This window comes from Candidatus Nitronereus thalassa, assembly GCF_032191465.1.
Lineage (GTDB): Bacteria > Nitrospirota > Nitrospiria > Nitrospirales > UBA8639 > Nitronereus > Nitronereus thalassa.
The window spans coordinates 469,480-491,973 of sequence record NZ_JAQOUE010000002.1 but is presented as its reverse complement, the minus strand read 5'-3'; the positions used below and the strand labels follow the sequence as shown (position 1 = coordinate 491,973).

General features: G+C 47.1%; 17 protein-coding genes. 16 read left to right on the top strand and 1 reads right to left on the bottom strand.

Annotation, left to right across the window (positions count from 1 at the left end; genetic code table 11):
• Positions 1-61: 61 nt before the first annotated feature.
• From mobA to PPG34_RS17540, 9 genes are all read left to right on the top strand, one after another.
• Positions 62-673 carry a molybdenum cofactor guanylyltransferase gene (gene mobA / locus PPG34_RS17580; protein ID WP_313834753.1) on the top strand — a complete coding sequence of 204 codons (612 nt, stop codon included), beginning with the start codon at positions 62-64 and terminating at the stop codon, positions 671-673.
• A 34-nt stretch (positions 674-707) separates the two neighbouring features.
• Positions 708-1,736 carry a glycosyltransferase family 9 protein gene (locus PPG34_RS17575; RefSeq protein WP_313834752.1) on the top strand — a complete coding sequence of 343 codons (1,029 nt, stop codon included), beginning with the start codon at positions 708-710 and terminating at the stop codon, positions 1,734-1,736.
• A 95-nt stretch (positions 1,737-1,831) separates the two neighbouring features.
• Positions 1,832-3,589 (top strand): arginine--tRNA ligase, encoded by a 1,758-nt coding sequence (argS, locus tag PPG34_RS17570; RefSeq protein ID WP_313834751.1) that lies wholly within the window; start codon positions 1,832-1,834, stop codon positions 3,587-3,589.
• A gap of 135 nt (positions 3,590-3,724) precedes the next feature.
• The gene (gene tgt / locus PPG34_RS17565) at positions 3,725-4,915 is read left to right on the top strand and encodes a tRNA guanosine(34) transglycosylase Tgt (RefSeq protein ID WP_313834750.1); all 1,191 of its coding nucleotides are present in this window, start codon (positions 3,725-3,727) and stop codon (positions 4,913-4,915) included.
• Positions 4,912-5,241 carry a preprotein translocase subunit YajC gene (gene yajC / locus PPG34_RS17560; RefSeq protein ID WP_313834749.1) on the top strand — a complete coding sequence of 110 codons (330 nt, stop codon included), beginning with the start codon at positions 4,912-4,914 and terminating at the stop codon, positions 5,239-5,241. Before tgt ends, yajC begins: the two co-directional genes overlap by 4 nt.
• A gap of 18 nt (positions 5,242-5,259) precedes the next feature.
• Positions 5,260-6,897 carry a protein translocase subunit SecD gene (gene secD, locus PPG34_RS17555; RefSeq protein ID WP_313834748.1) on the top strand — a complete coding sequence of 546 codons (1,638 nt, stop codon included), beginning with the start codon at positions 5,260-5,262 and terminating at the stop codon, positions 6,895-6,897.
• Positions 6,898-6,914: 17 nt separating this feature from the next.
• Positions 6,915-7,835, top strand: a complete 921-nt coding sequence (gene secF / locus PPG34_RS17550; RefSeq protein ID WP_313834747.1) for a protein translocase subunit SecF — start codon at positions 6,915-6,917, stop codon at positions 7,833-7,835.
• 270 nt (positions 7,836-8,105) lie between these two features.
• A complete protein-coding gene (locus PPG34_RS17545) occupies positions 8,106-11,285 on the top strand; it encodes a PAS domain S-box protein (protein ID WP_313834746.1) in 3,180 nt (1,059 codons plus the stop codon).
• On the top strand, positions 11,282-12,742 hold the full coding sequence (locus PPG34_RS17540) for a sigma-54-dependent transcriptional regulator (protein WP_313834745.1): 1,461 nt from the start codon (positions 11,282-11,284) through the stop codon (positions 12,740-12,742). Before PPG34_RS17545 ends, PPG34_RS17540 begins: the two co-directional genes overlap by 4 nt.
• 89 nt (positions 12,743-12,831) lie before the next feature.
• Here PPG34_RS17540 and PPG34_RS17535 read toward each other — a convergent pair whose 3' ends face one another.
• A complete protein-coding gene (locus PPG34_RS17535; protein WP_313834744.1) occupies positions 12,832-13,929 on the bottom strand; it encodes a WD40 repeat domain-containing protein in 1,098 nt (365 codons plus the stop codon).
• Between the two features lie 234 nt (positions 13,930-14,163).
• Here PPG34_RS17535 and PPG34_RS17530 point away from each other — a divergent pair, with 234 nt between their 5' ends.
• From PPG34_RS17530 to PPG34_RS17500, 7 genes are all read left to right on the top strand, one after another.
• Positions 14,164-15,162, top strand: a complete 999-nt coding sequence (locus tag PPG34_RS17530; RefSeq protein WP_313834743.1) for a hypothetical protein — start codon at positions 14,164-14,166, stop codon at positions 15,160-15,162.
• Positions 15,163-15,265: 103 nt separating this feature from the next.
• A complete protein-coding gene (locus PPG34_RS17525) occupies positions 15,266-15,889 on the top strand; it encodes a 4Fe-4S dicluster domain-containing protein (protein ID WP_313834742.1) in 624 nt (207 codons plus the stop codon).
• A gap of 265 nt (positions 15,890-16,154) precedes the next feature.
• The gene (locus tag PPG34_RS17520; RefSeq protein ID WP_313834741.1) at positions 16,155-17,117 is read left to right on the top strand and encodes a TorD/DmsD family molecular chaperone; all 963 of its coding nucleotides are present in this window, start codon (positions 16,155-16,157) and stop codon (positions 17,115-17,117) included.
• Between the two features lie 109 nt (positions 17,118-17,226).
• Entirely contained in the window at positions 17,227-18,180 is a 954-nt protein-coding gene (locus PPG34_RS17515; RefSeq protein WP_313834740.1) for an ethylbenzene dehydrogenase-related protein, read from the top strand.
• A gap of 496 nt (positions 18,181-18,676) precedes the next feature.
• Complete coding sequence (locus PPG34_RS17510; protein WP_313834739.1) at positions 18,677-20,452, top strand: B12-binding domain-containing radical SAM protein; 1,776 nt, start codon at positions 18,677-18,679, stop codon at positions 20,450-20,452.
• A 66-nt stretch (positions 20,453-20,518) separates the two neighbouring features.
• Complete coding sequence (locus tag PPG34_RS17505; RefSeq protein WP_313834738.1) at positions 20,519-21,643, top strand: hypothetical protein; 1,125 nt, start codon at positions 20,519-20,521, stop codon at positions 21,641-21,643.
• Positions 21,644-21,659: 16 nt separating this feature from the next.
• Positions 21,660-22,475, top strand: coding sequence for a tetratricopeptide repeat protein (locus tag PPG34_RS17500; protein WP_313834737.1), 816 nt, complete (start codon positions 21,660-21,662; stop codon positions 22,473-22,475).
• Positions 22,476-22,494: the final 19 nt, after the last annotated feature.

Sequence of the window (22,494 nt, the reverse complement as noted above, 5' to 3'; positions counted from 1 at the left end):
CTGGAATGAAAAAAGGGGGGTGGGGGAAAACCCACCCCCCTTTTTTTGTGAAAAAATCATTATGGTAATTAACCACATTACAGGGGTTCTTTTAGCCGGAGGAAAGAGCAGGCGAATGGGCAATGATAAGCGGTCCATTCTTCTTTCTGGGGAGACACTATTTAATCGAGCGCTTGGGGTATTAAAAACTATTTTTCAGGAAGTCATCGTTGTTTTGGGCGAAGGGGATTTTCCAATTGAGGCAACTCATATAAAGGTCGTTCATGATATTATTCCCAATCGAGCCGCTGCCGGGGGGCTCTATACCGGGTTATTTTATGCAAAAAATCCACGAATATTTGTTGTGGCTTGTGATATGCCATTTTTAAATCCTGAGGTTATTCGGTTTATGGCTTCTCTTGCTGATGAAGGAGATATCCATTTGGCTCAACTGGCGCATGGACCTCAAACCATGCACGGTATTTATTCCAAGCGTTGTCTTCCTGTCATAGAGAAAATGGTGAAGGAAGAAAAACTTCGACTCCAAGAGCTCATCCGGCATCCGTCATTGCAAGTTCAGATGATTCCCGAATCCGACATTATGCCCTACGATCCTGATCTACTATCATTTATGAACCTTAACTCTCCTGCTGACCTGGAATTGGCCAAAAAAATTAAAAGCCCTTCTCCCTAATCTCATGATGATCCGCACAAGCAAAAGCCCAGTTGTGTTCATAATCCATCCAGGGACATTGGGGGATGTGGTGTTGTCCCTACAGGCCCTTCAGGTTATTCGTACTTGTTGTCCTCAACATGAACTCGTCATGTTGGTGCGGCAGGAAATCGGGAAGGTTTTGGTCCAATTGAAAGCCGCGGATCGTTTTATGGACATGGAAGGGCCAGTCTTGAGCGAATTGCTTAGAGACGATCCTCAATTGGATGGGGACTCTGCTGAGGTGTTGTCCCGCTGCGATCATGTCGTGGCTTGGATGCAAGATCGCGACGGGCGGTTGGGGGAAAATTTTAAGAAAATGGGGATACAGAATCGCTGCATTATTTCCCCTCATGATGAGTTGTTGTCGGCAGTCCATCAGGCTGATCGATATTGCGAATCTTTAGAGCATTGGGAAACAGAAAATACGGGTACTAACCCTTCTCAATTGTTTCCTCTGAATTTTCCAAGTGCACGCCTCAAAGAGGGTATCCTTGATTCTCCGATTCGTCATGAACCTCAGGTTTTTATGGTTCATTATGGAAGTGGGAGCCAACATAAATGTGTATCGCCCGAAAGAATGGGACGTATCATTAGGCGGTTGGCGAATGCACCCTATCGTAAGGTCATTCTATGCCAAGGCCCAGCCGATGCAGAAATGGCTTTTGTGTTAAAGCCTTTTATTAATCAAGTGTCCTGTGAAATCTTGAAAGATACTGAATTGTTGTGTGTTATGAAGGTGTTACGGGGAGTGGATGTTTTTGTGGGACACGATTCCGGGTTAACTCACTTGGCCGCGGCATTGGAAGTTCCCACCCTCGCCTTGTTTGGCCCAACGGACCATCGACGTTGGGGACCAAGGGGGGCAAAGGTGGAAATTCTTCAAGGACTCGGGTGCCAGTGTCAGGATTGGAATGCAGTTCAACAATGCTCAAAAAAATCTTGTTTGATGCACCCCATCGAGGAGATCGTTCAGGTGGCTGAGCGTTTAGCAAATCATTCTCGAAAAGTCGTGCATTTCGGCAGTTTGGTTAATACTCAGTAAGGGTTTTCTCGCTTGCCAGCCTGCGGAAGGCTGTGTTAGATTCCGAGCCCATTCCCCGAAAATCTTCATATATTAAGCTAGGATAGAGAGATATTGTGTCTGCAGGTATAGTTCAAGAACAAGTTTCTTCGGCCATTTCAGAAGCCCTTGAAAAAGTTAAAAATCAGGGGTTGCTCAACTCGGAATCCTTTCCCTCTCCTACAGTAGAATTTCCCAAACGTGAGGAATGGGGAGACCTCTCATCCCATGTAGCCATGTCCATTGCCAAGAAAGAAGGCAAACCGCCCCGTGCGGTGGCGGATCTTCTAGCGGAACAATTAAGAACCTCTTGCCGAATTTTTGAAAAAATTGATATTGCTCCCCCGGGATTTCTGAATTTCACCCTTCGTCGAGACTGTTGGCATTCAGTGCTCACTGAAATTGAAACACAGGGGGAATGCTATGGGCAGAGCAGGATTGGCCAAGGCCGGCGAGTTTTACTGGAATTTGTGAGTGCCAATCCCACAGGGCCGCTGCACATGGGGCACGGGCGTGGGGCGGCTTTGGGAGAAGCGTTAGCTCGATTACTCCGTGCCGCTGGGTACTCTGTAGAACGTGAGTACTACATTAATGATGCCGGCCGGCAAATGAAACTCCTTGCTGCCTCAGTTCATGCCAGGTATCGAGAGTTAGAAGGGCAGAAGGTTGATTTTCCTGAGGACGGATATCATGGAGCCTATATCAAAGAGTTAGCCCAAGACATTCAAGCGCAAGTTGGCTCTACTCTTCTTGCCCTCTCTATGGAAGACGCACAGGCTCGATGTGGGCAACTAGCGTATGAAAAGCTTCTTGATGCCATCAAGCAGGACCTCTCTGACTTTGGGATCAATTTTGAAACGTGGTACAGCGAAGCATCACTCTTTACGACTGGAAAAATACAGGATGCATTGAAGGATCTGGAACAGCGAGATCTGGTCTTCAAAGAAGACGGGGCGATTTGGTTTCGGTCGTCAACATTCAAAGATGAAAAAGACCGTGTGGTGTGTAAGAAGGATGGTGATTATACGTACTTGGCTTCAGACATTGCCTATCATTATGACAAATTGACGAGGGGCTTTGATTGGCTCATCAACATTTGGGGTGCTGATCATCATGGATATGTGCCTCGAATGCAGGGGGCAGTTGAGGCTTTTGGCTACCCCAAGGACAGACTGCAGGTTGTGTTGGTGCAGATGGTGAGCCTGTTGCGAGGTGGAGAGAAAGTCGAAATGTCCAAACGATCTGGCGAGTTCGTCACGCTTCGCGAGGTGGCGGAGGAAGTGGGCGCGGATGCGGCAAAGTTTTTTTTCCTCATGCGGCGATCCGATACACATCTGGAATTCGATTTGGAATTAGCCAAAAAGCAATCGTCGGAAAATCCTGTGTACTATGTGCAATATGCCCATGCGCGGTTGGCCAGTCTATCGCGTATTGCGCAAGAACGCGGCCTGACGATTCCCGCAGTTCAGAATGTCGATTTGTCTTTACTTGTGGCTCCTGAGGAATTTCGGCTCATCAAACACCTTTCCAGTTTTCCGGGCTTGATCGAAAGTTGTGCGCAGGCCTTGGAGCCTCACCGGATCTCGTTCTATTTGCAGGAGTTGGCTGGGTTGCTCCATGCGTTTTATTACAAGCATCGGGTCTTGCCGCCCAAGGATGGTGATGGGCAGGATGACATGATCGATACAGGGGCCGAGGGCGAACCCGTCGAAGCTCTTCGGGAAATCGTCTCTCCGGCTCTCACCCAAGCCAGATTGGCCTTATTGCAGCAAGTCAAAACTGTACTGAAGAATGGTCTCACGCTCTTAGGGGTAAGCGCCCCAGAAAAAATGTAGTGTGAGGATCATTCAAAAACGTTCTCTAGACTCGAAATACGAATGTCGGAATCAAAAAAACTTTCAAATCTTAATTCGAATTTTTCTCAGATATCGATACTCAAGTTTCGGAGTTAATTAAGTTTAGATCATTTTATGATTCAGTTTTCGACCTCATATAAAGAAACCGCCTGTCAGGCGAGAACGGGGCAATTGACCACGCCCCATGGAATCATCGAAACCCCGGTGTTTATGCCCGTCGGGACTTTAGGGCCCGTCAAAGGGATTACGCCCGATGAACTGAAATCCTGTGGTTTTGGGTTGATGCTGAGCAACTCGTACCACCTCTACCTTCGTCCGGGGCATGAACTCATTGCCGAATTGGGCGGACTGCATCGCTTTGCCAGTTGGTCGGGAGCCATACTCACCGATAGCGGCGGGTTTCAAATGGTCAGCCTGTCGGATTTGCGGCACATCTCAGATGAAGGTGTGACCTTTAAGTCGCATCTGGATGGATCTCTCCATCAGTTGACGCCTGAACGGTGTATAGAAATTCAACGAGCCTTAGGTTCCGATATCATGATGGTCCTTGATGAATGCCCAACTCATCCTTGTACGACAGAACAGGCCCGGGAGGCTGTTCGACGCTCCAGGCATTGGGCGCGGCAGTGCAAAGTAGCCGCCGAGGGAAGCGGCCAAGCCTTGTTTGGCATAGTCCAGGGGGGGCTAGATGCCGATCTTCGGCGAACGGCGGCTCAGGATCTCGTTGCAATGGGATTTGATGGATATGCTCTCGGTGGTCTAAGTTTGGGCGAAGATAAGCTGGCCATGTTGACCATGATTGAGGTCACGATCCCCGAGTTGCCCGAAGATCACCCACGGTATCTTATGGGAGTTGGGTTGCCTGAAGATTTGGTGGAAGGGGTGATCCGAGGGATTGATATGTTCGATTGCGTCATGCCTTCGCGTCATGGGCGGACCGGGTGGCTGTTTACTTCCACCGGACGCGTGATGATTAAAAATGCCCAATATATGCGTGATGAATCACCGATTGATGCTCAATGTGCCTGTCCGGTGTGCCAGAAGTATTCTCGAGCCTACCTGCGGCATCTCTTCGTGTCGAATGAAATGTTGGGAGTTCGTCTGAATACCCTTCATAACTTGTGGTATTATCAACAGCTGATGAAACACATGCGTGAAGCCATTCAACAAGATCGCCTGTTGGCATTTCGTGAACAGTTTTATGCAACTCGCGAGGCATCGCCTCGCAGCAGGGCCTATCTTGATGAAATAGACGTCGGTGTCGTTGATCGAAATGGACGTTCCCGAAAGGAGCAAGTATTGTGACAATAATTTCAATGGCCTCCGTGGCATGGGCTCAAGGGGCTGGAGCGGCTGAAGGGCCGGCGGGCCTCTTATCGTTAGTCCCGTTTATTTTGATTTTCGTGATCTTTTATTTTTTGCTGATTCTCCCACAACAGCGTAAACAAAAAGAGCATAGAAAAATGCTTGAAGCTCTGAAGAAGGGGGACAAAGTAATTACCTCCTCGGGCATTTGGGGGAGTATTACGCGATTGGATAAAGAGACCGCTACGGTGCAGATCGATGACAATACAAAAGTGAAAATTCAACGAGAAAATATCTCGAGGATCAGGACCACTGACGAAGGTTAACTTCCGGAGAGTTGATTGATGAAAAAAGTTCGTACGCGCTTATTGCTGGTGTTGGGGTTAACGCTCCTCTCGGTGTACTTGTCCATCCCCTCGTGGCCAGGACTTCATGATTCGCTGCCTGAAGGACTCAAGTGGGTGGTTCCTCCTCGTGGCGTCTCTCTGGGCCTTGACCTCCAAGGTGGCATTCATATGGTCATGGAAGTGGAAGAAGATCGTGCCGTGGAAATTGCGGTCGATCGCTCAGCCAGAGCCATGAAAGACTTGTTGGTCGATAAGGGTATTGAGGTCACCAAGGCCGCTCGTCAAGAGGGGGTAAAAATTGCCATTGAGCTTGGTGGGTCCGACAAACTGGATGAAGCGGCAAACTTCATTCGTGAGTCATTTTCCTCCTATGCTCAAGTTTCCAAAGAGGGCAACACGTTGGTGTATGAACTCGATAGCGATGACATTGATCGCATCAAGAATGGAGCCATCAATCAGGCCCTGGAAACGATTCGAAACCGTATTGACCAATTTGGTGTGACTGAACCGCTCCTTCAGCGCCAAGGACGAACGCAGATTGTCATTCAATTGCCTGGGGTGAAAGATCCGGCACGGGCCAAAGCGTTGATTCAAGATACCGCCCTCCTTGAATTCAAAATGTTGGATGAGGTCAATTTTCCAAAGTTGGCATTGCCGTCTCAAGTCGCACGGTCCGAAGAAGAAGCCCTCCGTGAAAAATTTTCGAGCCAGGTGCCTGAAGGGTCAGAAATTTTATTTGAACCTCTGAAATCAGATGCGGGGCAGCCACAATATAGTCGACCATACTTGGTTTATAAAACTGCCGCCCTCACGGGTGATGTGTTGCAAGATGCGCGAGTGACGATCGGGGACTTTAGCGAACCCCAAGTGTCTGTGACATTTGATAGTAATGGCGCGGAAGAATTTGGGAACATTACCACCGCGAATGTGGGAAAGTTTATGGCCATTGTGCTGGATGGGACCGTGTATTCGGCCCCTCGAATTAACGAACCGATTCGTGGTGGTCGAGCTCAAATTACCGGAAACTTTACCACCAACGAAGCGAATGATTTGGCCATTGTGTTGCGTGCTGGTGCGCTTCCCGCGCCCATGAAAATTCTTCAGGATCTTACCGTCGGCCCGTCGTTGGGGCAAGACTCGATTGAAAAAGGATTGAAGACCACCATGATCGCAGGATTCGTCGTCTTGATCTTCATGGTGGTGTATTACCGTATGTCGGGAATGGTGGCGAATGCTGCCGTGGCGTTGAATTTGATTTGTTTGTTTGGGGCCTTGTCTGGATTGAATGCCACGTTGACGCTGCCGGGGATTGCCGGGATTATTCTGACTATTGGGATGGGGGTCGATTCCAACGTGCTCATTTTTGAGCGCATTCGTGAAGAGCTTCGTCAAGGACGGCCCATACGACTAGCCGTGGATGCGGGTTACGATAAGGCCTTTTTGACGATTGTGGACTCGCATGTGACGACCTTAATTACGGGGTTCGCTCTCTTTGTCTTTGGCAGTGGCCCTATTAAAGGTTTTGCGGTGACGCTTTGTTTAGGGATTGGTATCAACCTGTTTACCGCATTTATCGGAACAAAAGTAGTGTTTGATTTGGTGAATCGTCGAAAGCTTGAATACCTGAGTATATAATATCATCGGGGGAACTGATGCTAGAAATTGTCGGTAACACACACATTGATTTTATGGGGAAACGTAATATTGCCCTGGTGATTTCTGGGGTGTTGGTGGTGCTTGGACTAATCACCATTGTCCAAATTGCCCGAGGTGCTGCGAATTTAGGAATTGATTTTTCCGGTGGGACGGCGGTGCAATTAAAATTTGATAACCCGATTGCCATCGATTCCGCACGCCAAGCGTTGGGGAAGCATGGTCTTACTGATGCGGAATTACAGGAATTCACGCAAGACAATAAGCTGTTAGTCCGTGTCAAAACCGAAGAAACCATTGAACAGAAAATTGCCGAACAGATTGTCCAAGTCTTTGAACAGGAGTTTTCGAATAATAAATTTGTCGTGGATTCGAGCACAGAAATTGGTCCAACCATTGGGCATCGATTGCAGAAGGATGCCTTGTTGGCTATTACCATTTCTTTGATTGGCATCATTCTCTATGTAGCCACACGTTTCGAATTGCGATTTGGTGTCGCCGCGGCCATCGCCACGTTTCATGATGTCTTAGCCGTCCTTGGGATTTTTTATTTGCTGGATATTGAAATTACCCTATTAGTCGTGACGGCCTTATTGACGTTGGCAGGGTATTCTCTTACGGATACTGTAGTGGTGTTTGACCGAATCCGTGAAAACTTGCGGGGGAGGCGGCGTGATTCAATTCTGACTATTATCAATAATGGCATCAATCAAGTGTTAAGCCGGACGTTGGTAACGACGCTCACGGTGGTTCTCGTGTTGCTCCCTTTGACCTTGTTCGGCGGTGAAGTGCTTCATGATTTTTCCTTGGCCCTGTTGTTGGGCGTCCTCATTGGAACGTATTCGTCAATTTATGTGGCCAGCCCTTTGCTCCTGGCTTGGCCGAGTGGGGATGGCCGGTTATTAAGCCGGACTAAATAACGGCTCTATTTTGTGCCTCGTCGTTTGTTTTTTTGCCTGTGCGTTGCAGGGCTCAGGCACAGGGACGCATGAAAGAGTCTAGAAATTGGGGACAGGTTTTACATTCCCCTATCTATCTATACACTTTCTCCCTCCTTGAGTTGCAGCATTTGATGCTGCCTCCTTCCTTAATCTAATTATGCCTGATCCTTGACAAGGGTTGGGCTTCCCTGAAAAAATTCTTCAGAAAATTAATAACTTATAGTTTTCACTTGGGATTTTGTTACCAAAATGAAACGGTGGAAGTGGTCTCATAGTATCCATCACAAAACTATTCTAGGAATGGTGTTGGTGGGACTTCTCCCGCTTCTCCTTTCCTTAGTTCTCACCTATATCGAAGAGCGTCGCGCTCTTCGTGAAACCAGCGGTTCAAATTTTAAAGGCATTGCGGTTGAGGTTGCTCGAAAAATTGAGACTCAAATCACTCGAGGAATAAACGAAGCGCAGCAATTGGCGACGATTCCCTTTATTCGCACATCTGTGATAGAGGCGAATCGGAGCTACGAAGGCCGCGAACCTGAAAAGATCAAAGCCTTTATCGAGGAATGGCAGCAGCGTTGGCGGCAACGACAAGATCCCGATGAGTTTCCGGTATTTGTGAATCACATTGCCATTAATTATTTGATGGATTGGAACGCCATTCGTAAATCAGATTATCTGGGAATATTAGTGACGGATAATCAGGGTGCCATTGTGTTGAGTTCCTTACCGCAAGTTCAATTTTATCATGGTGAAAGTGCGTGGTGGCGCGCCGCATTTCGTGAAGGGGCTGGTCAGATTTATGTGAGTGACCTGACCTTTGATCCCTCGTTTGGGACACATGTGTTGAATGTGGCCGTCCCTATTTTTGATGAACAACGAAAGCAGGCCATTGGCACCGTGAGTATTTTGTTGCGTCGCGACTCGTTATTTCGGTCAATTTCTGAGGTGACCGCCGGGTCTACGGGACATGCCATGTTGATGGCCAGTGACGGTACTCCCCTCATCTGTCCCGTGCTTTCATTGGAACAACATGTGATTCAACCCTCCCTGGTGGCGGCTATTGAGGAAAAAGTCGTGGGTTGGGTGCAGGCCGAAGCCGATTCTCATGGGGCACAGGATTCGATTGTGGGATTCGCGCGGTTGCGTATTGGTGAACCCTTAGCCCCCGAGAGCTTTGGGGGCCGGCATTGGGTCACGTATGTTCGGCAAGATCCTCAGGAAACCTTTGCTCCATTGGACCAAATGCTTATCAAGGTAGCCACCTACGGCATCATTGTCTTTGGTATTTTATGGTTAATGGGGATTATGGTCGCACGGCGTATCGTGAGTCCGATTCAAACTTTGCATGATGGCGTGCAGCGAATCGGCAGCGGAAATTTAGATCATCATTTAATTCTCTCGACCGGTGACGAAATTGAAGATCTGGCCAATGGGTTCAATAAAATGGCCACGAACCTAAAACAGTCCTTTGCGCAGCTCAATGACCAGATGAACGAAATTCGTCAGTTAGAGGAGCGCTATCGCGATCTCATTGAAAAATCACCGGAGATGATTCACCAGATCGACAAGACTGGCCGGTTCGTCCATGTCAACGAGACGGAACTTGAAAAACTCGGCTATTCGCTCGCCGAGATGTTGGAAAAGTATTTGTGGGATATTGTGCCGGTTTCACAACAGTCGGAAATTCGGACGTATTTTCAACATTTACCCCATCAACAGGAAGGGACGCTGGAAACCGTGTTCGTGACACGGCAAGGGACTTGCCTAGATGTAGAAATTCATTCAACAGCCTTAGTGGATTCGGTCTCGGGTGAATTGGTGTATACCCGGGCGTTTGTGAGGGATATTACGGAAAGGAAAGCCCTGCAACGACAGGTTGAGCAATATACAACGAAGCTAGAAGAAGAGGTGGCGGCACAGACTCATCAATTATCTCAGTCGGAGCAACGGTATCGGGCGTTATTCAATCGCTCGGCCGATTCCATATTTATGGTGGATAGTAGGGGGATCATCGTGGCGGCGAATGAGCGAGAACAGGAAGTGTTGGGGTATGAGGAATCCGCCCTGCGTGGACATCCGTTTACAGATTTTGTGGCTGAAAAATATCAAGAATTAACAGACCAGTTATTGACCATGGTGGTGTCTGGGGAGGAAAAAGTTCCAACCAAGGAAATCGAAGTCTATGCCTCCGACCGCCGGCTGTTGCCTGTCGAAATGGACCTGATTCGAGTGGAGCAGGAGTCCGCTGTCCTAGCAATGGTGCAACTTCGTGATATTACGGAACGGAAACAACTGGAAGCTCGCCTTCAACAACATAGTGAGGAATTAGAGGAAAAGGTTCAGGAGCGGACCCTGGAAATTCACCAGACAAAATTGTATCTAGAAAGCTTGTTGGAAAATGCCAACGATGTGATCTATACCTTGGATCACGATCAGCGATTTACCTATGTAAATAGTAAAGTGGAAATTTGGGGCTATGGAAAAGAAGATTTGTTGGGACGACCTTTCCTCACGCTTCTCTCGAAGCGTCATCGAGGCCGACACTTGAAAGACATTCTCAATATGCATGTGAAACAAGAATATGAAGTGGAGGTCATGAGCCGAAAGGGTGAAACGCGGTCAGTATTAGTGAGTGTTTCTCCGCTTCGCAATGATCTGGATTCCGTGGTGGGTGTCCTGGGGATTGCGCGTGACATCACCGATCGGAAAAGTATGGAACAGCACATTCGCAATACAGAACGTCTCGCGTCTGTGGGGAAATTAGCCGCGGGAGTGGCACATGAAATAAATAATCCGTTAGGGGGAATTTTGAATTGTCTGTATAACATTCGCAAGGGCACCTTGGCTCCTGGGCGGCAAGAAGAATATCTCATGTATATGGAAGACGGACTTCGTCGGGCCCAAAAGATTGTTCGCCAATTACTCGACTTCTCTCAACAACGTGAACCGGAATTTACCATGAGTGAGATCAATGTTCTCATTGATCGTGTATTGGTGTTGATCAATCATGCCATTGTGGAAAAAGGGTTGCAGCTTGAAATAGACTTGGCCGCCGACTTGCCGGCTATGTTTGTCGACCCACATATGATTGAACAAGTCATTACGAATCTGTTGCTCAACGCCGTTCAGGCCACGCAGTCTGGTGGCCGAATTGTCCTGCGCACAAGGATCGTAGGGGAGATGTGTGAAATCGAAGTTTCCGATACGGGAACGGGTATTCCGGCGGATGTTCGTCCCCATATTTTTGATCCATTTTTTACAACCAAACGCACAGGAGAAGGGACGGGGTTGGGGTTATCAGTGAGCCTAGGCATCGTGGAGCGCCATGGTGGACAATTGGAAGTAGAAAGTGAAGAGGGCCGGGGGACGGTCTTTACCGTAAGGCTCCCATGCAGTGCCACTCGAGTGCCTACGGGGAGGGTATCGTGAGTGAAGCCTCCGTGTTGATCATTGACGATGAACCGCTCATGCGCCTTTCGATGGTCGATGCGCTGAAAGCGGTGGGGTATCAGGTGCAAGAAGCGTCGACTGGTGACGAAGGAATCGAGCGATCCCGAACGAGTCGGTACGATGTCGTGATTACGGATTTGCGAATGCCTGGGAGTACTGGGTTGCAAGTGGTTCAAGCCTGCAAAGAATTTTCTTCAGATACGGAGGTGGTTGTGATTACCGCCCATGGTTCAGTTGAAACGGCAGTGCAAGCGATGAAGTTGGGCGCGTATGACTATATTACCAAGCCGTTCTCTATGGATGAACTCTTATTGACTGTAGATCGGGCTACTCAGGTGGTTGCCTTACGTAAGGAAAATACGGCGCTTCGTCAGGAGCTTGAAGGGAAGTTTAGTTTCGAAGGCATCGTTGGCAAACATGATCGGATGCGGCAGGTCATTGAAAAAATTAAACTCGTGTCCACTACGGATGCCACAGTGCTCATTACGGGAGAAAGTGGAACCGGGAAAGAGGTGTTTGCGAATGCCATCCATCGCAACAGTCCCCGACGGGAATATGCGTTGATTAAAGTGAGTTGTGCCGCGTTGCCAGAAACGTTGCTCGAAGCCGAATTGTTTGGTCATGAAAAGGGTGCATTTACCGGGGCGCTCAAGCAGCGTCGTGGGCGATTTGAATTAGCCCATAAGGGAACGTTGTTCTTGGATGAAATTGGGGAGATCTCTCCTATGGTGCAGGTCAAGTTGTTGCGGGTGCTTCAAGAGCGGCAATTTGAACGCGTTGGGGGGACGGAGACCGTTGAATGCGATGTTCGACTTGTCTGTGCGACGCAAAAGGATTTAAAAAAAGAGGTAGATGAAGGACGGTTCCGTGAGGATCTATATTATCGGTTGCATGTCGTCCAAGTGCGGTTACCGCCCTTGCGGGAACGAAAGGAAGATATTTTAGTATTGGCGGATCACTTGTTGCATTCCTCTCTTTCAAAAACGACTTGTGCCGTGAATGGCTTTTCCCCTCAAGCCCGGGAAGTCTTATTACGGTATTCGTTTCCTGGAAACGTTCGTGAATTGGAAAACACGATCGAACGTGGAGTGGCGTTAGCCCAAAATAAACAGGAAATCGAGGTGTGGGACCTTTGTGGGCATCAAGGCTGCCCATTTTTGGGAGGGACGCCTCAAGAGGGCTGTGGGTTTTGTCAAGAAGGACTTTGTAATCAGCCGACCCCATCAGCTGGGGACTCCTCTGGAATTTCCTCGCCGATGACCGGCACTCTGGCGGAGGTGAGGGAAAAGATCGAACGCGACTATATTGTGGAAGTGTTGAATCGTACAGAATGGAGTCGAACCATTGCAGCGAAGTCCCTGGGGCTATCTCGTAAAGCCCTTTGGGAAAAGTGTAAGCGGTATGGAATTTCCGATTCGGTTGAATCAGAAGAGTGACAGCAATCTTAAATTAGAGGTAATTGAAAACCTCTTGAAGTTGGCAGGATGAATTGGCCCTCAATACTTCAGGGCTATCCTCTCCAGACTTAGTCATCGCCGCCCTTCCAAAGTCGAACGGTTCGATCGAAAGAGGCGCTAGCTAAATAGCGTCCATCGGGAGAGAAAGAAATTCCTCGAACCGGTCCTGCATGCCCTTTGAGTGTTTGAACTTGCCGTCCGGTTGCCACATCCCACATTTTAATAGTGTGGTCATCGCTGGCGCTTACCACCATTTTCCCATCGGGGGATAGTATAAGGCACCGAATCCATTCCTTATGTCCTTTGAGCGTGCGGGATTCTTTCATATCGGGCATATCAAAGTATTTGATGGTCGCATCCCGTCCCCCAGTAATCACTTGGCTGCCGTCTTGGGAAAAGGTGATGGCTCCGACCCAATATTCCATAGGCTTTTGAAAACCTCCATGTTCATCAACAAAGAATCCACGTTGCTCGGTTTCTTCATCATCTGGCTCGTCCCGCCAATGACCATTGCAAATCATTTTTTCTTCGCCACTTGGAAGCACTTCATATAATTTCAATTTTCCAATGTCGCTTCCACCCACCAAATGAATGCCATCCGGGGAAAATGCCGTACAGACGGTCCAGTGGTGGTCATATTGGTCTTTGCCGAGCAGAGTCATGAGCTCCGTTCCCGTCGTAACTTCCCAAATTTTGATATCCTTGTTTTGTCCGGCGCGTGCTAACATTAATCCGTCAGGGGAAAAAGAGATGCTGCATACAGCATGATCGTATCGTGTAAAGAGAAGCCGTGTGGTTTCTCCAGTTTGGGGATTCCAAATTCGGATCGTCCGATCTTCGCTGCCCGTCGCAATAATACTGCCATCTGGGCTATAGGCCACCTGTCGAATATCTTGGGTATGACCTCGTAGAGATCGAACGAGACGTCCAGTTTCAATTTCCCAAAGGCGAAGGTAACGATCACTGCCGCCGCTGGCTAGGGTGAGTCCATCCGGAGAATAGGAAACGCTCCAGACGCCTTGAGTATGTCCTCGGAATGTTTTCACCTCTTGGACTCCTGCCTTCCAATAAGGAATGGCATCAATCGGTGGAGGTGGCGCTGGAAGTGGCTCTAGATTCTCATGGGTTGGTTCAATGTCAACCGAGGATATATTCATGTGATCCATTCTGCATTGATCCTTTCGCTTTTCGTAAAACCGTACGTCGATGAAGTCCTTGCCAATGAAAAGGAGGGGTGACTATAATGCCTTTACCAGAGTATAAAATGAATAGTAGCGAGCGAAGAAACGCCCCGTCAAGCTGGGGTGGTTGAATGAAGAATACGTAAAAATGCGAATGGGTTTTTTGTTGTTGAAAAGAGGCCCCGTTCATACAGAGTGATCGCGTGTAAGGAGTAAATTATGGAAATACGATTTCAGCCAGCCCTTCTTCAAGAAGTTATTGACTCGTTCGCTGAAAAAACTGAACGGGAAGGGGATCCAACGTACTACAATGAGTTTCATGAAGTTGCCGATCCCATTTATGAAAAGTTTTCACTCGACGATCGGGAAGAGGAGTTTAAAAAGTTATATCAATATTTGTTTGCCAAATGGGGGTTTGCGGATATTTTGCGCGATGGGTTTAATGAGTTTCCAGAATTGCGAGATAAAATTGGTATCGTCCTGGTGCGTGGAGTGCTAAAGGAGGATCAAGAAGGCGTGGATATCCTCAGAAAATGGGGGACTGTCGAAGAAAAGCTTGCGAAGCAGTTTGAGGAACAAGGAAAAAAAGGGGTGGGTATTAAGCTTATTCCTCGCCGATTCTATGACCCTGCCATCAATCGATATCTGCGCCATGAACTTACCCATATTTTTGATATGTTGGATCCCGCGTTTGGGTATGATCCGGATACGAAGGTGGGGTTGAATCCAGGGGAGGAGCACCTCATCCTGAATCGTTATCGGGTGTTGTGGAGCCTTCATGTTGATTCACGAATTGCGCAATCCGGTAAAGAGCCGATGTTTAGTCGTGAATATCGGTTGCGGGAGTTTCGTTCGTGGTATCGAAAAATTGCCCCGAACCAAGCCGAATCTGTTTTTGAAGGATTATGGCGTACAGATTATTTCACGCATGCCGAACTCATTGAAATGGCCCAAGACACGGGTCGAGTCATTGAGCGTGCAGTCGAAGTTGATGAGAGTGAGATTCCCGAAGTTCCCACCAAGCATATTTTGATGCCGGGCTTTCCATGTCCCCTTTGTCGTTTCCCCACATATTCTTGGGTTGAGGATTTAGAAAACAATGTTGAACCTTTTGTCCTGGATTATATGAGAGAAAATCATCCAGGGTGGGATGTTGAATATGGTGCTTGCGATCGTTGTGTCGAGGTGTACAAACTTAGAGCAGCAGGGGTCGTATAGAGTCATAGTATTTGCGGGAAAGTGATTGGTGATTGCCGGGGGACCGTGATAAACCTACTCCCTTTAGCATCCGGGGGGCATGGGCCCAGGAGATCTTAAGACTATGAGTGATTCCTCTGGTGGGAAAACGGGAAATCCTGAGGCAGTATACGGACGGCGGAATTTTTTAAAGCAGTCCGCGGTTTCGCTGGGTGTCACGGTCCAAGAATTTGTTAAACATCGAGATGCCAAACCTCCAGTTCAAGAAAAACCCGTACCCATTCGGAGCGATTGGTTACGTCCACCAGGAGCAGTAGGGGAGTCCCTGTTTCTTGAGCGTTGTACCGCATGCGGAGACTGTGTTGATGTGTGCCCCCATGACAGCATTCAGGTATCTCAGCAAGATGAAAGACCGGTAATATTTGCTGACCAGACCCCCTGTTATGCTTGTGAAGATCTTCCATGTATTGATGCTTGTGAGACCGAAGCCTTGCTTCCCCCTAAAGGGGATGTCTCTGAGGTTAAGCTGGGGATAGCAAAAGTAAACCCTCGGAAATGTACTGCTTCTCAGGGGTGTAATGCCTGTGTGTCAAAGTGCCCAACGTCTGCAATTACCATGGATTTTTCGGTATTTGCGTTATCCGTCAATGAAGAGGTATGTGTAGGTTGTGGTATTTGTGAATATATTTGTGGCAGTGTGAATGATCGAATTGCCATCAAAGTCATGCCGATAAGGACTTTTCAATAGGTTAAGACTTTGTCGGGTGTTCAGGTGATTAATTTTTATTAAATTTGAGGAGTGATTTTGAATTGAGTTTGTCTCTAAATTTTCATCTCTAAGAGGGATGATTTGTTAATTTTTTTGGTCAAAAATGCTGGAATTAGACCTTGACTTCGCCACAGAGTTCGCCTATGATCTGGCCTCCCTCTAAACAGAGGGAAACCTGCATGGTTCGTTGTCTGTGATCGGGGAAGCTGAGACTATTCCGGATAGGAATTTAAAGAGGTAGTCTATGGCGACGAAATTAAAAGAAAGTCAAAATGGAGTAAGCGGTATTTCAAGTTCTGCTGCCACTTCAGTTTCTCCCCTCAAAGATTCTCCTGCCGTTGAACAAGCCCTATCCCGAAGTAAACTATATCTGTTACTTTCCTGGAGTTATCTCTATCCTGAAGATGATGAATTCCTGGATTATGTGCAGAGTGGAGAGTTCGTTGAAGATGGGAGAGCCGCTCTCGACAGTCTGATTAAAGTATTGGGTGATCGAGGCGGAAATGAAGCCAAAGAAAGTCTTGAGTCCATTGCGAAACACTTTGATGAAATAGAAGAGTGGATTTCCTCTGAGGGGGTCAATTGGGGACTTCAAGATCTTCGGGATGAGCACCGTCGTGTGTTTAGTAATGTGATTGCGTTAGATTGTCCTCCCTACGAAACCTTATTTGGTAATGATCATGTATTTGGCCAATCTTATGTTATGGGGGATATTTCAGGATTCTATACAGCGTTTGGCTTGCAATTGTCGCAAGATATCCATGAACGCCTTGATCATTTGAGTGTAGAGCTCGAATTTCTCCATTTTCTTGCCTATAAAGAATCGTATGCCCTTTGCCATGATGGAAAAGAGAAAATCCAAATGGTTATTGATGCTGAAAAGAAATTTGTGAAAGAGCATGTAGGGCGGTGGGTTCCACTATTTTCTGGAATGTTAAAGAAGAAAGCAGACTTTGGTTTTTATAAAACTATTGCTGATTTGACATCAGCCTGGGTAAATTTCGAAATTAATTTCCTTTCGGTAAATCCTCAACCTTATTCAGAAACGGACTATCGTCCGGCTAACTATTCCAACCCAGAAGGCCAGTCTTTTGAATGTGGGGCACAGGATAAAGGAAATGAATTAAGCCTGTTAATGAATGAGGTGGGGGCTCAGGACTACCTTGAAAAGGAAAAACCGGAGCAGGGTCCATCGGGGACCGCTTAGTAGTCGTGTGGAAGTCGTGCGTTTATTAATTATTAATTAAATTAATTGAAGAGTTAGTTAGTCCGCAGTCATCTAGTTTTAATCTTTCATCAAAGGAGGATGCGTCATTATGAGAGTGGTGCAGACGCGTAACAAAGGACTGGTGTTCGGCATTTTGCTCTCTGCCCTGGCAGTTGGTGTCATGTTGACGCTCGGGCAGGTGCCTCTCGCCGTCAGCCAACCGGTCACAATTCCGGTGGGCAAGATTAGCGGCTCCATCCCAATGGACGCGGCCAATCCCGTTTGGGAAACCGTGCCAGGTATTGTGGTGCCGTTGAGCGGCCAAACCATTACTACCCCTATGCATCCCAATATCTCTGTTAAAACCGTGATGGTGAAAATGGCCACCAATGGTAAAGAGATTGGGGTTTGGACAAACTGGGGTGATCAAACTCTTAATAACACCACTATTGGTCCACAAGATTTTCGTGACCAAGTTGCGGTGCAATTCCCTGTGCAAACCTCTGGTGCGCCACCTTTCCAATGTATGGGGCAATCCGGTGGTACCGTCAATATCTGGCGTTGGAATGCCGAATGGCAAAGAGACCTGGGTGCTGGCGTTGCGGGAATGTGGGATGTGGATAACCAATATCCCTCCATCGCATGGGATTTCTATTATGAGGAACCAGCAGGTGGTGTGACCTACCCAGATCGTATTGGACGGAGCCTTGGCCCATTCAATCCTGGGATTTGGTCTGGTAACATTATGTCTGACCCAAATCTTCGAAAAAGTTCGGTCGAAGATTTGAATGCCAATGGTTTTAGCACGTTGACCACACAAGCTTCACAAGATGTGATCGGCAACGGGTTGTGGGAACCATATGGTGCCTTAAAGGGTGGTTGCTGCAGCGGACCAACCTGGCGGGTGGTGTTCAAGCGTTCACTGACAACCAATGACTCCAACGATGTGCAGTTCAAGTCTGGAGCCAGTCTTCCAGTGGCGTTTGCAGTGTGGGATGGCCAAAATGTCGAACGTAATGGCATGAAAGGCATTTCCACATGGTTTACCGCAAAAATGCCATAAAGGATTTTTGATTATTTAGGCTTTTTGTTTACTCATACAGAAGTACAAAAACCCTGGTAGCTCCCTATGGGCTGCCAGGGTTTTTTTATTCCCTACCCTCAATTTGATAGATTCTTGGTGTTCTTAGATAATTAACCTACGTAAGGTATGTAACACGATTAATTCATTTAATTCCCGGAACAAAAAACCTTGGTAATGGGTTTTACTATATTTTTTGCTCTTTATAAAAATAGCGAAATCTCTCTCGGAATTGTCCTTGACTGGAAAGAAAATTTTGGAAATATTGAACCATTTTTCTTTTAGGTTTCATCCATATTTCACCACAGTAACCCTTTTTTGGTAAGGTTGCGTTGGAATCCAATGGGCGTGTATAAGAAACAGAGGAAGAGAGGATTATCCTTTGATTTTCAACTGATTTTTCAGTTTAAGCTGAAGATTGAAGTGAAAACATAAGCAATAATTTTTTACGACCGAATTGTTTTTTGAGGGGACCCCTGTGAAAGTATCGCTGTTGTTTCCACCAAGTTGGCACCCTTCTCAACCGTACTTAAGCCTCCCCTGTTTAACTGCCTTTCTTGATCAAGCCGGGATTACCGAAAAAAGGCAACGAGATCTTAATATTGAAATGCTGGATACCATCCTGACCCGTACCTATGGGTTGTTGGTCTATGAACGGTTGGTTGATAAACTGAAGCAATTAGAGAAAACCAGGGAGGGCGAATTTGGACCCGGCAGCGATGAACACTATGCCAAGGTTGTGGAAGCCTTGGATCGATTTCCCCATTTAATTGACGAAATCGAGCCTGCAAAAGCCTCTCTGCGATGTGAAGAGTTTTATGATATCAATCGATATCGTGAATGTCTGTTTCTCATTGATCGTTGGTTGGAAGTGGTTTCGTCGATCTATTTCCCCACCCGATTGACGGTCGTCGATAACCAACTGAGTTATTCAATTTATTCCTCACGTGATATTGTTAAAGCGGTGAAGGATGAAGAACAGAATCCTTATATTGAACTCTATCGGCAGTACTTTCTTCAATCCATTCTTGACGACCAGCCGGACCTTGTTGGTATTTCCATTACGGCCACTTCTCAAATTATTCCTGGTCTCACCCTCTCTCGTCTGATCAAAGAAGCTAACCCCGAAATTCATGTCACCATCGGTGGAAGTATCTTTACGCGTTTAGTAGATAATTTACGACGCTGTGAACGGTTATTTCAGCTCACGGATGATTTTATTGTATTTGAGGGGGAGACCGCTCTCCTCGAGTTGGTGAATCAACTCGCGGGACATAAGAATTTCGCCAAAGTGCCAAATTTGATTTATCGTCATGAGGGAAAGGTGATCGTCAATCAGCCGTTTTATTCAGAAAATCTTGCACAGCACCCGGCCCCAAATTATGACGGATTTCCGCTTAATCAATATTTGGCTCCCAAAACGGTGTTGCCTGTGCAGTTTTCTCGAGGCTGTTATTACAAGGACTGTGCATTTTGTGCTCTGACTCTCGATCATCAAAATTTTAGACAAAAAGATCCGGTAAAAGTTGTGGATGAATTGCAATATTTATCGAAAAAATATGATACGCCATTCTTCTTTTTTACCGACGAATGCCTCGCGTTATCTCCCGCACGTCGGTTGTGCAAGGAAATCACCAGTCGCAATTTTGATATTCAGTGGACCGCAGAATTTCGGTTTGAAAAAAACCTTTCCCGTGAGTTGTTGACGCAATTGCGGGATGCGGGGTGTCACAAAATCGTCTTTGGTCTCGAAACATATAACAAGCGCATGATGGACTTCATGCAAAAGGGTATTACACAAGAAAGTGTTCAGCGGATTTGCGTGGACTGTGTGGACTTAGGCATTGCTGTGCATTGCTATGTCATTGTCGGCTTCCCCACGGAGACCCAGGAAGAAGCATTGGAAACTATGAACTTTATCGTGGAAAACACGAATTTGAATTCCTCGTATGGGTTTTCTTGTCAGCCCTGCCTATTCGATCTCGAGAAAGAAGCTCCCATTATGAGTGATCCCGGGGGGTATGGAGTTCAACGTATTATGCGTCCGGCAGCGGAGGACCTAAGCCTAGGATTTTTCTATGAGGTCAAAGAGGGAATGACTCCGGAAGAGGCAGAGAAGTTATATCAATATGTCTATGAAAAAATTAGCGAGGTGGTTGTGGAGTTGCCGTTTAACTATTCCATGGCCGATGGGCTCCTTTATATTGCGCGGCATAAAAAACAGCATGCCGCGGAGTTTTCTTCGGTTTCCTGAATGTTGATGGTGGGGAGTATTAGGAATAGGGTGCTTCTCTGACCCGAAAGGACAAGTAGGCGTAACATGGATGTCTTGGGAGTCACGACATCAGGAAAAGATTCGGGGCGTTCAGGGAATCCAAGTTTGCTCTTTGAATATGCCTTGAAATTTCTCTTGGTGTCCGCCTTTTTGGAGTTAGTGCTCTATCGATTGGCGTCTCGGCTTGGCATGCACATGGCCAAACTGGCAGAGAAATCTGAGGCGGTTCGCATAACGTTTAAAACGCTTTCTTCTCTAGGGTTTTTTCTGCTCAATGTGACCTCTATTCTGCTGTTTCTCGTGTTATTTATTCTCCTTATTCAAAAGCTCAAACCCTCTATTTGGTCAGGTAGTTTTGACCGCTTCTTACTGCCCTCGGTGTCCCTTCTCTTGGTTCTCACCGTGGTGTATTTAGTGTTTCCTCCAGCCATGTTGGGGGCAGTTCTCTATAATACTGTGTCATTGGGAATACTTATGATCCTTATGGCGGAATTCTGGAGGTCCCACCATCTGTGGAATCAGCGGATTACCATTGGGTGTTTTGTCCTTGGAATTTTGGGGTGGATCTATTATCAAACGGTTTCGACGACGTATGGTCTATTGGGGATCCTCGATGCGCCACCTCTTGTTCATGAAATTAGCCGTGGCGGCGAAGCCTTTATGGTGCTGGCCAGTATCCTTGTCCTTTGGTCCTATGGAAGTACCTCGTTTTTTTCCAAGAATAAAACCCAGCGAAAATGGGCGATGACTCTCTTGGTAAGTGGTGGCGTTACCTTTCTTGCCTTTTTATATATTGATTTCTTTTTATCCTTGTATAGCCCGGGCTTGGCTGAAGAGGCCAGAAAAGCGGGGCAGGGGATTGGGTGGGTATTTCAAATGGGGATGGGATACACATTTTACTTGCCCTTTGCCTTGTATTTGGCAGGCTTTACCTGTTGGGCCTATACTGTCATAAAATTAGTGATGATTGGGCGTTTAGCGGGGTATGGTCTCGGGTTAATGTTTATGGCGGGATATGCCCTGCAATTGTCCCATTTAACCTTGATGGTGGTGGTCGGTCTCATACTGATGACGCTGGATAAGCGTGGCACCTTAGGGAAATTAAGAGACAAAATCGGAGAGCCCGTGGTGTACTCACCGGTGGCTCCGGTATTAAGTGAAATTCGCTGAGAGGACTGTGAGAACAATGGAACAGCAAGATGTCGTCACGGAAGCACAAAGTCAGGGGGCGGAGGATGCGCCTCAATCAGAAGAGCAACTAACTCCGGATCAGGAAATCGCCGAACTCGAGAAGCTGCTTAGCGAAGAGCCCGATGATTTTCAAGCTCGATGCCGCCTGGGGGAATTATATTTCGGTAAAGGGCGAATGGATGAGGCGCTGACTGAGGTCAAAAAGGCCATTGAAATGGCAGAGGGCTTGAGAGTTGAAATGGACCGGTCACTGGCCATGTATTATTCCAACTTGGGGACGATTTATGGAACCAAGGGAATGATGGATGATGCCTGTCAGCAGTTCGAACGAGCACTGGAATTGAATAAATATGATGTGTTGTCTTTATTCAATTTGGGGAGGCTTCTCAGCGAAAAAAAGGAATATATGAAGGCAAAGGAGTACTTTGAGCGACTGATTGAAGTGACTCCGGAGGATCCCATTGCCTGGTATAATTTGGCGGGGGTCTATGAACAATTGGATAACCCGCAAATTTCGGATTTCAATACCCTGGACATGGCGGTCCAAGCCTATATGAAAGTGTTGGAATTTGATCCAGCGCATTTAGAGTCCAGCTTCAAATTGATGGATATTGCCTTTACCTTGAAAAAGACCGATATGGCCGTCAAAGTCATGGAAGACGCTGTCGATCATAGTCCGGATGAACCGTTGGCGTACTACAATCTTATTAACACGTATGAAAAGTGTAAAATGTTTGAACAGGCGGAAGAGGCTAGGCAGCGATTAAAGCAGCGGTTTGCCAAGAGGACCAAGGAAGGGAATCCGAGTTAATAGTTCTAGCGTCAAAAGG

What these genes read in the sequence shown, in the direction of transcription:
- mobA (WP_313834753.1), top strand. Translation starts at nt 62, where the DNA reads ATGGTAATTAACCACATTACAGGGGTTCTTTTAGCCGGAGGAAAGAGC.
- tgt (WP_313834750.1), top strand. Translation starts at nt 3,725, where the DNA reads ATGATTCAGTTTTCGACCTCATATAAAGAAACCGCCTGTCAGGCGAGA.
- secD (WP_313834748.1), top strand. Translation starts at nt 5,260, where the DNA reads ATGAAAAAAGTTCGTACGCGCTTATTGCTGGTGTTGGGGTTAACGCTC.
- secF (WP_313834747.1), top strand. Translation starts at nt 6,915, where the DNA reads ATGCTAGAAATTGTCGGTAACACACACATTGATTTTATGGGGAAACGT.
- PPG34_RS17545 (WP_313834746.1), top strand. Translation starts at nt 8,106, where the DNA reads ATGAAACGGTGGAAGTGGTCTCATAGTATCCATCACAAAACTATTCTA.
- PPG34_RS17535 (WP_313834744.1), bottom strand. Translation starts at nt 13,929, where the DNA reads ATGGATCACATGAATATATCCTCGGTTGACATTGAACCAACCCATGAG.
- PPG34_RS17530 (WP_313834743.1), top strand. Translation starts at nt 14,164, where the DNA reads ATGGAAATACGATTTCAGCCAGCCCTTCTTCAAGAAGTTATTGACTCG.
- PPG34_RS17525 (WP_313834742.1), top strand. Translation starts at nt 15,266, where the DNA reads ATGAGTGATTCCTCTGGTGGGAAAACGGGAAATCCTGAGGCAGTATAC.
- PPG34_RS17520 (WP_313834741.1), top strand. Translation starts at nt 16,155, where the DNA reads ATGGCGACGAAATTAAAAGAAAGTCAAAATGGAGTAAGCGGTATTTCA.
- PPG34_RS17515 (WP_313834740.1), top strand. Translation starts at nt 17,227, where the DNA reads ATGAGAGTGGTGCAGACGCGTAACAAAGGACTGGTGTTCGGCATTTTG.
- PPG34_RS17505 (WP_313834738.1), top strand. Translation starts at nt 20,519, where the DNA reads ATGGATGTCTTGGGAGTCACGACATCAGGAAAAGATTCGGGGCGTTCA.
- PPG34_RS17500 (WP_313834737.1), top strand. Translation starts at nt 21,660, where the DNA reads ATGGAACAGCAAGATGTCGTCACGGAAGCACAAAGTCAGGGGGCGGAG.